Here is a 12,617-nt window from a genome sequence, read left to right as displayed (position 1 = left end):
TATCATTTCCATTGTCCTCGTCGTCGAATTCGCAACAGTAATTGAGAAATGAAAACCATGATGGGTAACTCAATTAATGGACCAATGACTAATGTTAGAGCAATTAAAGGTCGATGGGGAAATGTAGAAACAGCGATCGCCAAAGACAACGGAGAGTTACGAGCTAAAGTAGTGCAGCTAAAACAAGCTAACTCTTCATAGGAAAAACGCAAGCAACGTCCAACCCATTGCGCCAGCAGAAAATTTGTCACAAAAAACAAAGAAACAGGCACAAAAAGCAAAAATAGTAATTCTGGGCGCTGTAAAAGTGTACCTCCCTCAGATGCAAAAATAGCAACAATCGCTAGATTAAGGCTAATAACTTGCACTACTGTAATTTTTGCAATTGTTTGCTCAAACCAAATATTGCCTTTCCACCAGAAAACAAATTGTCGCGAAATAATGGCTAAAAATAAAGGAATAAGTAATACCCAAACCATACTTTCTAAAAGGTCGATAGGGTTTAACTCAACCAACGTTTCTGCAAAAACGAATAGATAAGCTGGAAGTAGCAGGATTTGCAATATCAAGTTTAATGGTAATAAAGCAGTTGCCAAAGCGACATCTCCGCCTGCAACTCCCGTAAAAACAATATACCAATCTGTACAAGGAGTAACCATTAGCATCAGTAACCCAACTCGTAAATCAGGGCTACCTTGCAGAAACACAGCACCCAACCCCCAAGCAAAAAGAGGTGTCCAGAGAAAGTTAACGAGTAAGCTTGCAAGTGTCACCTTAAAGTTGCGCAACACTCGTCCGAATCGTTGCAAAGGCAGTGGCAAAAACGTTGCGTACAACATGATTCCCAGCAGCGGTACAATGATTGTTGAGGCTACATCACTAAACCATACTGCCTGAGCTAGTACTAGCCCGATTAAAATCGATAGCAGTACTAAAAACGGTTGGACTTTATCGAACAACGTCATTTTGCCTTACTCAAGCTAAAAAACGGATTTTTGTACAAATATATTTGTATTCACGCTACTCAGCTTGATGATAATCTCCAGACTTACCACCGGATTTACTCACTAAGCGAATTGCTTCAATCGAAATCGACTTTTCTAAAGCTTTTGCCATGTCGTACAAAGTTAATGCTGCAACAGACACCGCTGTTAACGCTTCCATTTCTACACCCGTTTCCGCTTTAGTTTTAACTAACGCAGTAATTTGATAACCAGGTAAGTGTGAATCTGGCTCAATCTGTACTTTGACTTTGTGTAACGGTAAAGGGTGACATAACGGAATTAAATTTGATGTCTGTTTAGCCGCCATAATTCCCGCAAGTCTTGCAGTCCCCAAAACATCACCTTTAGGGGCATTTCCTGCTTGAATTGTGGCAAAAGTTTCGCTCAACATTCGCACACTCGCCGCCGCAACAGCTTCGCGCACAGTCGCCGTTTTGTGCGAAACATCAACCATTTGGGCTTGTCCCTGGTTATCCAAATGCGTCAAGTTAGAGGAATTTTGCGAAATTTGTGTCATTTCACTTTTTCGTGATAGTATAGATACTCGCAAGAGTTAGGGCGTGTAGCTCAGTGGACTAGAGCACGTGGCTACGGACCACGGTGTCGGGGGTTCGAATCCCTCCTCGCCCGTTTTATTTACCTTAATGCATAAACATCTCTACCTTTACCGAGTGCAAAGCGTAGGGAATGTGGGATGTCTTTACTTGATTGCGTGAGGAAAACGACGATCGCCAGCGCCGTCAAGCTAGCCGCCAAGCCAAAAAGATGACGATAACCAACTTGCTGCGCGATCGCCCCCAAAACAGGCCCTGCGATCGCAATTCCGACATCAAACCCCACCATACACAAACCAAACATTCGTCCGCGTTCTTGTGGTAACGTGCGATCAGCGACTACGGTAGCCACCATCGGAATTAAGATACCAGCCCCCAATCCTTCCACAAAGCCAGCGATTAAAAACACAGTAGCGCCGTTGGCTAGCCACAACAGCGACATTGATACGGTGTAAAAAATTAAGCTAATCGTAACAAACAAACCACGTCCGTAGCGATCACTTGCCCTGCCTGTCGGAATGCGGATGATAAAACTGGCGATCGCCGCTGCGGTGTAAAATAAACCGACATTAAAATCGGCACCTACAGATTTAATGTACAAAGGCACAAACGTACTCAAAGTGCCAAATGCTAGCCCAACTAACAGCAACACCAGCGCCAAAGTCCGAATTCGCGGACTACACAAGAGTTGCCAAAAGCGGTTATCTGTTGCTTGAAGTTTGTGTAAATCAGCGACTGGGTTAGAAACTTGAGATGCAAATAATATCCCCAATATTCCCAAGCCAGCCGATAACAAAAATAAAGCCGTGTAACCGATACTCGCTTGTAAATAACCACCTAAAGCAGGTCCCAACGCCATACCTATCGGATTTACCAAACTCATGTAACCGATAATTTCGCCGCGACTTTTGGCTGGGGCGATATCCGCGACTAAAGTTGTATAACCACTCGAATAAGCTGCAATACTAATTCCGTGAAACGCCCGAATAATCGTCAATAACCATAAGGATTTCACCATCAAGTAACCCAACGGGGCTAAAGCAACCGCACTTAGCGCCATAATTAACACCAATTTGCGACTGCGCAAGTCTGCCAATTGTGCCAACCAGGGGCGCATAGTTAACAGCCCAATCGCAAAACTTCCCATGACAATGCCAATCTGCTGCGGTGTCCCACCAATATCGCTGATATAAAGTGGTAACGTTGGCAACAACGAAGCCAAACTCGACCAAAACAATAAACCCGCAACAAAGAGAATTTGCAAGTTACGGCGCGGTTGAGGATCAAGCGTCTGAAAAACGTTCAAAGTTCAGCTAATGGGTAACGTTATTAAGTAGGTAAAACTGGTAACTGGTAATTGGTCATTGGCAAAGTTATCAACAATTTCCCATTACCCATTACCCACATACCATTGTTACTTTACTTAATATTTTTTCCCAAAACCTCTCGCACACGATAGATAGGTCGTCCTTGCGATTCGTGGTAAGTACGCATCAACAACTCTGCCAACAACCCAAAACAAAAAAGTTGCACCCCAGCGATAAATAACACAACCGCTAAAATCAACAGCGGACGATTGCCAATACTCTGCCCCAAACCCAACTTCAAAAACGTTAAGTACAAACCGATCACGGTTCCCAATAGCATTGAAGCCAGCCCAAACAAACCAAACACGTGCATCGGGCGCGTCAGGAACGTTTTCATAAACCAGATCGTTAACAAATCCATCAATACACGAAATGTACGCCACAAGCCATACTTACTCTTACCGAACCGCCGCGCATGGTGACGTACTCGTAATTCCGTAATTCGCGCCCCCTCAATAAAAGCCAACGCCGGAAGAAAGCGGTGTAACTCGCCATATAAATGCATGTCCTTGACAAGTTCCGCATTATATGCCTTGAGCGAACAACCATAGTCATGCAACTGCACCCCAGTCACCCGCCCAATCAACCAATTCGCAATCTTAGAAGGCAACAACCGTGTCAAAGCCGCATCCTGCCGTTTGTGACGCCAACCACTCACCAAGTCATAACCTTCCTCCAACTTAGCAAGTAGCAGCGGGATATCCGCCGGATCGTTTTGCAAGTCACCATCCAAAGTCACGATCGCCCGACCCGCAGCATAATTAAATCCCGCCGCCATCGCCGCCGTTTGTCCATAATTGCGCCGCAACAACACTGATCGCAAATCAGGACGAAGTAAAGCTTGCTGCTTCAACCACTCCGCCGAACCATCATGCGAACCATCATCGACACAAATAATTTCATAACTGTACTGCGACTGCTGCAAACTCGCAGCGATCGCCTCAATCAAATGCGGAAGACTTTCCACCTCGTTATAAACCGGCACCACCACTGAAACATCAGGGTAATCCACTGAAAACCCATTTTGCTCCACATTCCCCGCCACAACAATACTTTTCATTGTTCTATTGCCTACTCCTCTGCTCACGCCAGTTGCTACAACAGAGGGAACCTCACGGTCGGTTTGCTCAACGGAGGACACCTCCGCACGCAACCGACCTCCCGCACTGCACTACTGGCTCCCCTGGCTCCTGTATAACTCTCAACAACTCTTCCCGCACCCCTTAGCTGCTGATAATACGACCGACTCACCGCATCCCCTTGTTCCGATAACCGATCAATCCCAATGCCATTGCGCCCCATTTTCTCGCCAGAACTATGAATATAACAACCATCTCCTAAAAAAAGCCCGACATGAGTCGCCTTCTCAACCCCAAAAAACACCAAATCTCCTGGTATCATTTCCTCTACCGTAATTGCTAGTGCAAACGCCTCTTGCTGATACGCATCCCTAGGCAACCACACCCCAACAGAAGCAAACGCCGCCTGTATCAAACCCGAACAATCGTAATTAGGTCCTACACTACCACCCCAAAGGTAATAATTTGGCTGCTGCATCGCCGCCTGAGTAAACGCAATGACTTGCGGTATGAACGTTCTAATTTCTGCTTCTGCCACAAGCTGAGCTTGATACGCCTGCGTTGCAACTTGCAATTTCCCAACATCTGAGCGCAACAGCCAGCCAGGATAATCGTCTTCACACAAACACACCGCGATCGCTGCATCTTCTTGCGACACTACCCGTAAATTTCGCCCTTTAGCTGCCTGCGTTGCCAAGCGATCGCATTTAGGAGAATCATAAATATTCAAATGCGTTTGACACACATATTCAATTATTTGTAACTCTTTTACGGTCATTGTCATTTTTGTTGCTTTCTGACCCAATTCCTATAATCTAATAATTTAATTCACCATCAATCAATATAATTAGGACATTATCCTTATTGATGACATTGTACGGGCAATGCCTTGCCTTATTGATGACATTGTACGGGCAAGCCATTGCCTTGCCCCTTTAACCTATGACTTTCTTCTTACAAGACGAACAACTTAAAAACCAAGGCGATCGCATTCTACAAGCAACCTGGGCAAAATTTCCGCAATTGCCTCAAGATTCTTTGGCTTTGACATGGATTGTCTACGACTCTCCGGTTCCGGTAAACACTGGCGGGGCTTTAAGTCCTAATGCCTTTTGGAATTACCAAGTACGAGGATTCAGTTATCGTGGTGATGAACGAATTTATCCAGCAAGCGTCGTCAAGTTATTCTATCTCGTCGCTATCCACGAATGGTTAGAAAATGGTCTGGTGCAGACGTCGGGTGAATTAGAGCGCGCAATCCGCGATATGATGGTCGACTCGAGTAACGATGCCACAAGTTTAGTTGTCGATGTTTTGAGTGGAACGACAAGCGGTCCCGAATTGCCACCAGGACCATTTGAGACGTGGAAATCGCAGCGTAATATCGTTAACCGCTACTTTCAGTCGTTGGGCTGGGAAGAAATCGAAAAGATTAATGTCAATCAAAAAACTTGGTGTGAAGGTCCCTATGGGCGCGAACGAATGTACTTAGGCGAGATGATGCAAAATCGCAATATGCTGACAACGAATGCGACGGCGCGGTTGTTGCACAGTATTGTTGGGGGTGTGGCGGTATCGAGTGAGCGATCGCAGGCGATGATGAGTTTACTGCAACGCGATTTGAACTTAGCGACGGATGTGGAAGAAAATCAAGTGACGGGTTTTTTGGGTGCAGGTTTGCCGGATAATGCACAGTTGTGGTCTAAAGCGGGGTGGACATCTCAGGTGCGTAATGATGCGGCTTATATTGAAATTCCTGGTCAGCAACCTTTTCTTTTGGTGGTGTTTGTTGAGGGTAGGGCGCACTGTCAGAATCAGCAGCTTTTGCCGTTCGTTTCGCAGCAGGTTGTGCGAGAGGTTGGAGATTTGTAAATAACCACAGAGGCACAGAGAACGCAGAGGATAAAAATTAAGAGAGAACTTAATCCTACCCTGACCCCTTCGCTAATCCTACCCTGACCTCTGCTCCCTGAACCGGTAGGTCTGCGGCGCGTCCCCTGACCTCTTTGCTATAGCCAATTCCTGCTTGTTTGAAGCGATTCAGCACTTCTTGGAGGCGATCGCATTCTGCTATTAAGCTAATCCGCACGTAGCCTTCACCCGCAGCGCCAAAGGCGTTTCCTGGGGTGACGACAACTCCGGTTTGCTGTAAGACATCAAGCGCGAAGTTTGTCGAAGTTGTGTCTTTAGGACAAGGTACCCATAGGTACATAGTGGCTTTGGTTTTGGGAATATCCCAGCCGAGTTCAGCTAATCCTTTAATCAGGAAATCGCGGCGTTGTTGATAGCGTTGTTGGACTTCTTGTAAGTAGACGTCGGGGAGTTGAAGTGCGGTTTCGGCGGCAGTTTGCAGGGCGGCGAAGATTCCGTAGTCTAAGTTTGTTTTGAGCGTGCGTAACCCTTGAATGATGTGGCGATTTCCGACAACAAAGCCAACGCGCCAGCCTGCCATGTTGTAGGTTTTAGAAAGTGTATGAAATTCAACGCCGATTTCTTTCGCACCAGGAATTTCGAGTAAACTGGTGGGTTGATAACCATCAAAGGCAAGTTCGGCGTAGCATAAATCGTGGACTAATAAAATTTCGTATTTGCGCGCGAAGGCGACAATTTCGGTAAAAAATTCTCTGGGTGCAGTCGCACCAGTAGGGTTACTCGGATAGTTGAAGTATAAAATTTTGGCTTTTTGGGCAACAGCTTCGGGAATTTTTGATAAATCAATTAACCAATCGTTTTCGGGTGACAAATTTAAGCTATAAACTTCACCACCCGCGATGACTGGGGCGCGAAAATGTGCGGGATACGCAGGAGAAGGCACTAAAACAACATCACCAGGGTTAATATAGGCGATCGCTAAATGTCCTAATCCTTCTTTGGAACCGAGTAATGGTAATGCTTCGCTATCAGGATCGAGTTTCACTGCATAACGACGATGATACCAATCGGTAATTGCCCGTCGGAAACTTGCGGTTCCTTCAAAGGGAGGATAACCGTGATTTTTTGAGTTTTGTAAGGCGGCGATCGCGGCTTCTACGACAGGTTGCGGTGTCGCACCATCGGGGTTTCCCATTCCCAAATCTATTAAATCCAGCCCTTGTTCCCGCGCTTTGGCTTTGAGTTCGTCTAAGCGGGCAAACACATACGGGGGTAATTTTTGGATGCGATCGGCTGGAATCCAATTCAAACTCATTCAGTTACCTCATCGGGAATCATCCTTACAGAAGGATTGAGGGAATTACTCATCGGTGCTGTTGTCGAAACCATCGCCGCCATAAGTTGTTCGGGTGCAACTTTAAAGGGTAATCGGTGAATGTCTGACTGCGGATTGCAGGCTATTTCAACACACCTTTGCAGGTCTTCTATTGTAATACTTCCCATACCCAAATCATTCAACGTTTTTGGCAATCCAATTTCGTCATAAAATTTGAGCAGCTGTTGCCGTGCGGTAGCCGCGAGTTGATTGCCTTGCAGCATTTCTTCTAGCCGCAGTTGTACCAAAATCCCATAGGCAACTTTTTCACCATGAATGCTGTGGTCGGAGAGACCCCGCCGTACAACGACGGGGCTTCCTTCGACTTCGTGAATATGTAGATGCGTCAACCCATTATGTACCGCGTGGGCGGCGACAGTCCGACATTGTGCGCCACCAAGTCCCCCAATGACGCCAGCAAGTAATATGGTTGCATCGACAACTTCACGCCATGCCGCGCTTCCTGGTGCTTGCAGTGCGGCGACAGATTTTTGAAACAGAATATCGCGTAAGACTCGCGCTTGTTGTACAGCGGCGATAGTTAGAGTATCTTCAGAAGCGGCGCTACTAACCGAAGCTTCGTACCACTTTGCTAGCGCATCGCCAATTCCAGCAACTAAGGTACGCTGGGGTGCTGTCTGAATCAAGTCATAATCGAGTAGTACCAAATCGGGACACCGCGATAAACTGACATCGTAGAGAAAGCCGCCTTGATCGGTGTAAATATTAGAAAGTGCTGTCCAAGCAGCACACGTCGCTGCTGATGTCGGAATTGTCACAACAGGTAAGTTGCATTGATGTGCGAGTAGTTTTGCAGTATCGAGGGCTTTACCACCTCCTGTACCAACGATCAAATCGGCTTGATGCGCGGCTACTGCTTGTTTAAGCATTACTAAACTTGCTTCACTCGAATCACAACCATAATCAGCCGTTGCAGCTTGTAATTGCTGCTGTTCTAATACAGGTTGCAGTAGCGGTAAGGTGACAGCCAGCGTGCGATCGCCGCCAACTATGAGCGGACGCTTGCCGAGTTTGGCGATTTCTTCTCCTGATTGCGACAAAATTTGCGACCCGCGTAACACTCGTGCGGGGGCAACAGCAAGCGTGAGGACGTTAGTAGCAGTTTGTGTCGTTTGATTCATCGATGCTTAGTTTATCCGAAAATTATGCTGAAGATTTTGGTAATTTTGCGAATTTATCAGAAAAAATTTCAATTTGGATTTGTTCGTCTTCTCGATTACGCAGCGATCGCCTAACATCTCCTAAGTACAACGGTTGAGAAACGCCAAGTTTAGGATGAATGACGGTTCGCGCGCGGATATTTAGTTGATCTTGTTCGCGACCGAGGCGACCATAGGAATATAAGTCGTTAGCTGCTTGCCGTAGCGTTGCTTCTAATTCTGTTTCAGTGATTGTTGGCGGTATCGAAATGACGGCTTGCGTTGCCCCATTGTCGTAAACGACGGAATACCGTACCGCACCAGGAACTACCGTGCGCACAATTGGAACTAAACTCAACGCAAATAAACCGCCTGTGAGTACCGCCATGAAGCCTGTAACTCCCACCAATTGAAACCGAACGCCCCATTTAAAGATAAAGCCTGCGATCGCTAAGATCGCGACAACCAGTGTCGTGATACCCGCCCATTGCGTAAGTTGAAAAAATTCAGCTGTTGTGAGCATGACATTGATGAAGTGTAATACAAGGCAGTTAGCTATATTAAGTGGGTGAAAATCAACGTACCTAAAAAGGGTTGGTCATTGTAACTGGTAATTGGTAAGAATATTGCTCAACTTCCCATTACCGATTACCCGATGTCAACACGTGTGATATTTAATTATGTCCATCTACTTGGTAATTAGCTGTAAGCTAGATCCTGCGGATGAAGAAGATGTTTAAAGGTCAAACGTATCATATTTTACGTGTCTTCGTTACTGACAAATCCAGCACTAGCAGTATTATGAGTTGATTCCAAGGCAGCTTTTAACGTATACCAGGTGAGGTTTGCGCATTTAATTCGTACAGGAAACTGCGATACGCCTTGCATCACATTAAGTTTGCGGAGTTCTTTAGGAAACTCATCTTCGCCTTTCATCATCTTTTGAAAACGCTGCACCATCGATAATGCTTCAGTAACTTGCTTACCACGCAATGCATCTGCCATTAAGTCGGCTGATGCCATCGCGATCGCACATCCTTCGCCTTCAAATTTCACATCTTCAATTGTGTCACCTGCATCATTTAGCTGTACGGTGAGTTCAATCATGTCGCCGCAGGAAGGATTATGTCCGCGTTGCTGGCGATGCACCGGATGCGTTTTACCTTTGTGTCGGGGTTTTTTATAGTGTTCTAAAATGACCTGTTGATACAGATCGCGCACATTACTCAATGCCATAATTGCTGTACTAAAACGTTATTGATCGTTATTTTGATCCTATCAGTCAGTAACCGAACTGACCGTCTTGTCTTTCCACCACACAACTCGTCCTGACACCAAAGCCTTAACTTCTGCTTGTAGCTGCAATAACAAGCGACCACTCGTATCAATTCCAACAGCTTGACCAGACAATTGCTCGCCTGCCAATTCTATCGTCACGGGACGACCATAGAGAAAATCGCGATCGCGCAACTGTGAAATTAAGGCTGCGATTCCATCGCGTTGACAAATGTCACTAACTTGCAGTAAATAGTGTCGCAATCTTTCTAACAGTGCTAATTCCTCTGGCACACTTTCCGAAACTTGATATAAACTGACGGCGCTATTGACTAAATCAGGATCTAAACCAGCTTGAGTGAAATCAGCACAGCGGTTGAGTCCAATGCCAACAACGACACGAGTATGAGATCCGCGACTCGCAGCTTCACACAAAATTCCTGCTAACTTGCGCTCTTCAATCAATACATCATTCGACCACTTCAGCCACAGCTTTGAAGACAAATCAGGAAGTAAATCTTCCACAGCATAAATCACTGCTAAACCTGCGGCTAAACTCAGTCCTGGTAATTGCGAACTATGTAGACGATCAAGAACAAAACTAGCTGTCAATACCCCAGGGGGGGCATACCAAGTTCGCCCATGTTGACCGCGCCCTGCCGTTTGCTGCCGCGTGAACACAACTTCCCCGTGATGCAAACTATCTGCTTGCATAGCCCAAGTATTTGTACTAGAGCAACTTTCCACCCAATGCAACCACGAGGGTAAACAACTTGAACCAAAGCCAGCGCTCGAAAATGGATCTAAAGGCACGTTGTATACAGAATATAGCAGAGGTCAGGGGTTAGGGATAAAAGTTAGAGTAACGGTTCTGAGTTTCTATGATTGGAACACGATAGAGGCTCAGAATCATTCTTCTCATTGCCGGTGAAGTATTACCTTGCCACTGTTTTCACTCTAATCTATGCTATATCCCTGGGAGGGGGATTGCATTTTTGGCAATATTGAGTATTATAGTAAAAAATACTTGACACAAAAATTCAAATAGTAATTAAACAGGAATGTGCTTCTAGGGTTCCGATTCGGTAAATTAACAACCGAGTGGCTGGTCCAAGAGAAGCAGCCAGCTTGAGATTCTGAGTGCCGGATACGAGTTGGTCACACGGCGGGAAAAAAGCCCGGGAGAGCCACACAGGATTGAAGTGTTGGTGACTCCTGGGCTTTGCCATTTGAGAATGTCAAATTTCTAACATCTCATCTAACCGTAACAGGAGACTTTCATGGTGCAAACATCTGTTCTACCATCAGCAGCGATAGAACCCAGCCTGATTTTACTCGATGAAAAACTGCCTGGTGGCGCGTACTGGCATAATGTCATCAAGCGGGGAAATACCCTACGTGTGACTGACTTGGAAGGTTCGCAAGGTGTTTCGCTCATTTGCTACAACGCGGACAATCCAATTGAGCGACTGAATGTTGCTGATACTGCCAAAATTCAGTTCAATGCCTTTTTGAAAAAGGGCATGGTGATCTACTCTGACATGGGACGGATTCTGTTTTCCATTACAGAAGATACCTCTGGATATCACGATTTGATCTGCGGATGTAGCAATGCTGCTAGCAACGCGGCAAAATACGGCGAAAGCGATTACAACAACTCGCGGAACAACTTCCTCAAAGCATTGGGTAAACGTGGCTTAACGCGCAAAGATCTGATGCCCAATATTAATCTATTCAGTCGTGTAGCAGTGCATCCCAACGGCGATCTAGAATACATCACCGGCTGTGAGAAACCTGGTAGTTTTGTTGACCTGCGGGCGGAGATGAATGTGTTAGTTGTCATTTCTAACTGTCCGCACGTGTTGCATCCTGATACTGTTTACAAGCCCAAGCCGATTCAGCTGACAGTTTGGCGATCGCCTGCGCCGGCACCCGACGATTTATGTCGCACTGCGAACGAAGAAGCGATTCGCGGTTTTATCAACACTGATGCGCTGTTCGCTCAGATGTAGTTATAGCAGAGGTCAGGAGTCAGGAATCAGAGGTCAGAATTAAAATTGATCTTCCATCGTGTCCTAATTGACTATTGCGATATCAGGATAGTTCACAGCTTTTTAGAGGAGAAAAACAATGGTTGCCACACTACCAACCGAACTAGATCCATCCACAGCGATTTATGATGAGGTCTTGCCTGCGCGTCAACCTTGGTCGCGGGTGATCAAAAAAGGGCAAATTTTGCGCATTATTGACCTACAAGCAAATCAAGCGGTTGATACGCTATTTTACAATGCGCATGACCCTTCCGAGCGATACAGCGCACCCGACACAGTTGTTCGCCAAGGTAATATTTTCATCACTACCGGCACACAACTCATTTCCAACGAAGGAAACGTGATGATGACTGTCATCTATGATGATTGTGGCAAGCACGATACGCTGGGTGGTGCATGCAGCATGGAAAGCAACTCGGTGCGTTATGGGTTGCACAAGAAGCATCTTCATGCCTGTGTCGAAAATTACTTGCTAGAACTCAGTAAGTATGAAATGAACAAACGCGACTTGGTGAGCAATGTAAATTTCTACATGAACGTTCCCGTGAGTGAAGACGGTACACTAGAAATCGTTGACGGCATTTCGGAAGCAGGCAAAAGAGTCGATCTGCGTGCGGAAATGGATGTGATGGTGTTAATTTCTAACTGTCCGCAAATTAATAATCCTTGTAATGCTTATAATCCAACACCGATTCGATTGATTGTGTGGGACGCAGCGTAAGCGAATCGTAAGTTAGATTCATAGCGAGCTACAGTTGTATCAGTATCAACCTCAAAATTCTGAATTTGCCCCCAACCCCCCAATATTGAGGAGCTTCTAGACTCCTCAAAGTCCCCACAAATGGAGAACCACTGCGGTGCGGGCGTATCCCCCGTTGAA

At 45.9% G+C, this 12,617-nt stretch carries 13 protein-coding genes, 1 tRNA gene and 1 riboswitch; of the genes, 4 read left to right on the top strand and 10 right to left on the bottom strand.

Going from position 1 to position 12,617, the window contains the following annotated elements:
- Positions 1–2: 2 nt before the first annotated feature.
- Positions 3–965 carry an arsenic resistance protein gene (locus NIES1031_RS15850; protein ID WP_073550493.1) on the bottom strand — a complete coding sequence of 321 codons (963 nt, stop codon included), beginning with the start codon at positions 963–965 and terminating at the stop codon, positions 3–5.
- 55 nt (positions 966–1,020) lie between these two features.
- Entirely contained in the window at positions 1,021–1,521 is a 501-nt protein-coding gene (gene moaC / locus NIES1031_RS15845; protein ID WP_073550492.1) for a cyclic pyranopterin monophosphate synthase MoaC, read from the bottom strand.
- Positions 1,522–1,560: 39 nt separating this feature from the next.
- Between moaC and NIES1031_RS15840 the strand changes: the two genes are divergently transcribed.
- A tRNA-Arg gene (locus NIES1031_RS15840) sits at positions 1,561–1,634 on the top strand.
- A gap of 6 nt (positions 1,635–1,640) precedes the next feature.
- Here the strand turns inward: NIES1031_RS15840 and NIES1031_RS15835 are convergent.
- The 3 genes from NIES1031_RS15835 to NIES1031_RS15825 all read right to left on the bottom strand — a co-directional run bounded on the left by NIES1031_RS15835 (position 1,641) and on the right by NIES1031_RS15825 (position 4,782).
- Complete coding sequence (locus NIES1031_RS15835; RefSeq protein WP_073550491.1) at positions 1,641–2,864, bottom strand: MFS transporter; 1,224 nt, start codon at positions 2,862–2,864, stop codon at positions 1,641–1,643.
- A 113-nt stretch (positions 2,865–2,977) separates the two neighbouring features.
- Positions 2,978–3,985, bottom strand: coding sequence for a glycosyltransferase family 2 protein (locus NIES1031_RS15830; protein WP_073550490.1), 1,008 nt, complete (start codon positions 3,983–3,985; stop codon positions 2,978–2,980).
- Between the two features lie 35 nt (positions 3,986–4,020).
- On the bottom strand, positions 4,021–4,782 hold the full coding sequence (locus NIES1031_RS15825) for a C40 family peptidase (protein ID WP_236738872.1): 762 nt from the start codon (positions 4,780–4,782) through the stop codon (positions 4,021–4,023).
- Positions 4,783–4,946: 164 nt separating this feature from the next.
- On the opposite strand from NIES1031_RS15825, the gene NIES1031_RS15820 reads away from it, so the two are divergent.
- Positions 4,947–5,876: a serine hydrolase gene (locus tag NIES1031_RS15820; protein WP_073550489.1), complete on the top strand. Its 930-nt coding sequence runs from the start codon at positions 4,947–4,949 to the stop codon at positions 5,874–5,876.
- A 55-nt stretch (positions 5,877–5,931) separates the two neighbouring features.
- On the opposite strand, the gene NIES1031_RS15815 is transcribed toward NIES1031_RS15820, so the two are convergent.
- The 5 genes from NIES1031_RS15815 to NIES1031_RS15795 all read right to left on the bottom strand — a co-directional run bounded on the left by NIES1031_RS15815 (position 5,932) and on the right by NIES1031_RS15795 (position 10,433).
- Positions 5,932–7,191 (bottom strand): aspartate aminotransferase, encoded by a 1,260-nt coding sequence (locus tag NIES1031_RS15815; protein ID WP_073550488.1) that lies wholly within the window; start codon positions 7,189–7,191, stop codon positions 5,932–5,934.
- A complete protein-coding gene (locus tag NIES1031_RS15810) occupies positions 7,188–8,393 on the bottom strand; it encodes an iron-containing alcohol dehydrogenase family protein (RefSeq protein ID WP_073550487.1) in 1,206 nt (401 codons plus the stop codon). The genes NIES1031_RS15815 and NIES1031_RS15810 overlap by 4 nt, the downstream gene beginning before the upstream one ends.
- Before the next feature lie 22 nt (positions 8,394–8,415).
- On the bottom strand, positions 8,416–8,934 hold the full coding sequence (locus tag NIES1031_RS15805; protein ID WP_073550486.1) for a Ycf51 family protein: 519 nt from the start codon (positions 8,932–8,934) through the stop codon (positions 8,416–8,418).
- Between the two features lie 236 nt (positions 8,935–9,170).
- Positions 9,171–9,647, bottom strand: a complete 477-nt coding sequence (gene sufU / locus NIES1031_RS15800) for a Fe-S cluster assembly sulfur transfer protein SufU (RefSeq protein ID WP_073550485.1) — start codon at positions 9,645–9,647, stop codon at positions 9,171–9,173.
- A gap of 42 nt (positions 9,648–9,689) precedes the next feature.
- Positions 9,690–10,433 carry a biotin--[acetyl-CoA-carboxylase] ligase gene (locus NIES1031_RS15795; protein ID WP_236738863.1) on the bottom strand — a complete coding sequence of 248 codons (744 nt, stop codon included), beginning with the start codon at positions 10,431–10,433 and terminating at the stop codon, positions 9,690–9,692.
- 311 nt (positions 10,434–10,744) lie between these two features.
- Positions 10,745–10,873, top strand: a riboswitch (guanidine-I (ykkC/yxkD leader).
- Between the two features lie 93 nt (positions 10,874–10,966).
- On the opposite strand from NIES1031_RS15795, the gene NIES1031_RS15790 reads away from it, so the two are divergent.
- Both NIES1031_RS15790 and NIES1031_RS15785 read left to right on the top strand, forming a co-directional pair.
- Entirely contained in the window at positions 10,967–11,698 is a 732-nt protein-coding gene (locus NIES1031_RS15790; RefSeq protein ID WP_073550483.1) for an urea amidolyase associated protein UAAP1, read from the top strand.
- Between the two features lie 118 nt (positions 11,699–11,816).
- Entirely contained in the window at positions 11,817–12,458 is a 642-nt protein-coding gene (locus tag NIES1031_RS15785) for an urea amidolyase associated protein UAAP2 (protein WP_015188330.1), read from the top strand.
- The last annotated feature ends 159 nt before the right edge of the window (positions 12,459–12,617 follow it).

Source organism: Chroogloeocystis siderophila 5.2 s.c.1 (assembly GCF_001904655.1).
Classification (GTDB): Bacteria; Cyanobacteriota; Cyanobacteriia; order Cyanobacteriales; family Chroococcidiopsidaceae; genus Chroogloeocystis; species Chroogloeocystis siderophila.
The sequence above is the reverse complement of the archived record's forward strand: the minus strand, read 5'-3'. Positions and strand labels throughout refer to the sequence as shown.

What these genes read in the sequence shown, in the direction of transcription:
- NIES1031_RS15850 (WP_073550493.1), bottom strand. Translation starts at nt 965, where the DNA reads ATGACGTTGTTCGATAAAGTCCAACCGTTTTTAGTACTGCTATCGATT.
- NIES1031_RS15810 (WP_073550487.1), bottom strand. Translation starts at nt 8,393, where the DNA reads ATGAATCAAACGACACAAACTGCTACTAACGTCCTCACGCTTGCTGTT.
- sufU (WP_073550485.1), bottom strand. Translation starts at nt 9,647, where the DNA reads ATGGCATTGAGTAATGTGCGCGATCTGTATCAACAGGTCATTTTAGAA.
- moaC (WP_073550492.1), bottom strand. Translation starts at nt 1,521, where the DNA reads ATGACACAAATTTCGCAAAATTCCTCTAACTTGACGCATTTGGATAAC.
- NIES1031_RS15820 (WP_073550489.1), top strand. Translation starts at nt 4,947, where the DNA reads ATGACTTTCTTCTTACAAGACGAACAACTTAAAAACCAAGGCGATCGC.
- NIES1031_RS15815 (WP_073550488.1), bottom strand. Translation starts at nt 7,191, where the DNA reads ATGAGTTTGAATTGGATTCCAGCCGATCGCATCCAAAAATTACCCCCG.
- NIES1031_RS15785 (WP_015188330.1), top strand. Translation starts at nt 11,817, where the DNA reads ATGGTTGCCACACTACCAACCGAACTAGATCCATCCACAGCGATTTAT.
- NIES1031_RS15825 (WP_236738872.1), bottom strand. Translation starts at nt 4,782, where the DNA reads ATGACCGTAAAAGAGTTACAAATAATTGAATATGTGTGTCAAACGCAT.
- NIES1031_RS15790 (WP_073550483.1), top strand. Translation starts at nt 10,967, where the DNA reads ATGGTGCAAACATCTGTTCTACCATCAGCAGCGATAGAACCCAGCCTG.
- NIES1031_RS15805 (WP_073550486.1), bottom strand. Translation starts at nt 8,934, where the DNA reads ATGCTCACAACAGCTGAATTTTTTCAACTTACGCAATGGGCGGGTATC.
- NIES1031_RS15830 (WP_073550490.1), bottom strand. Translation starts at nt 3,985, where the DNA reads ATGAAAAGTATTGTTGTGGCGGGGAATGTGGAGCAAAATGGGTTTTCA.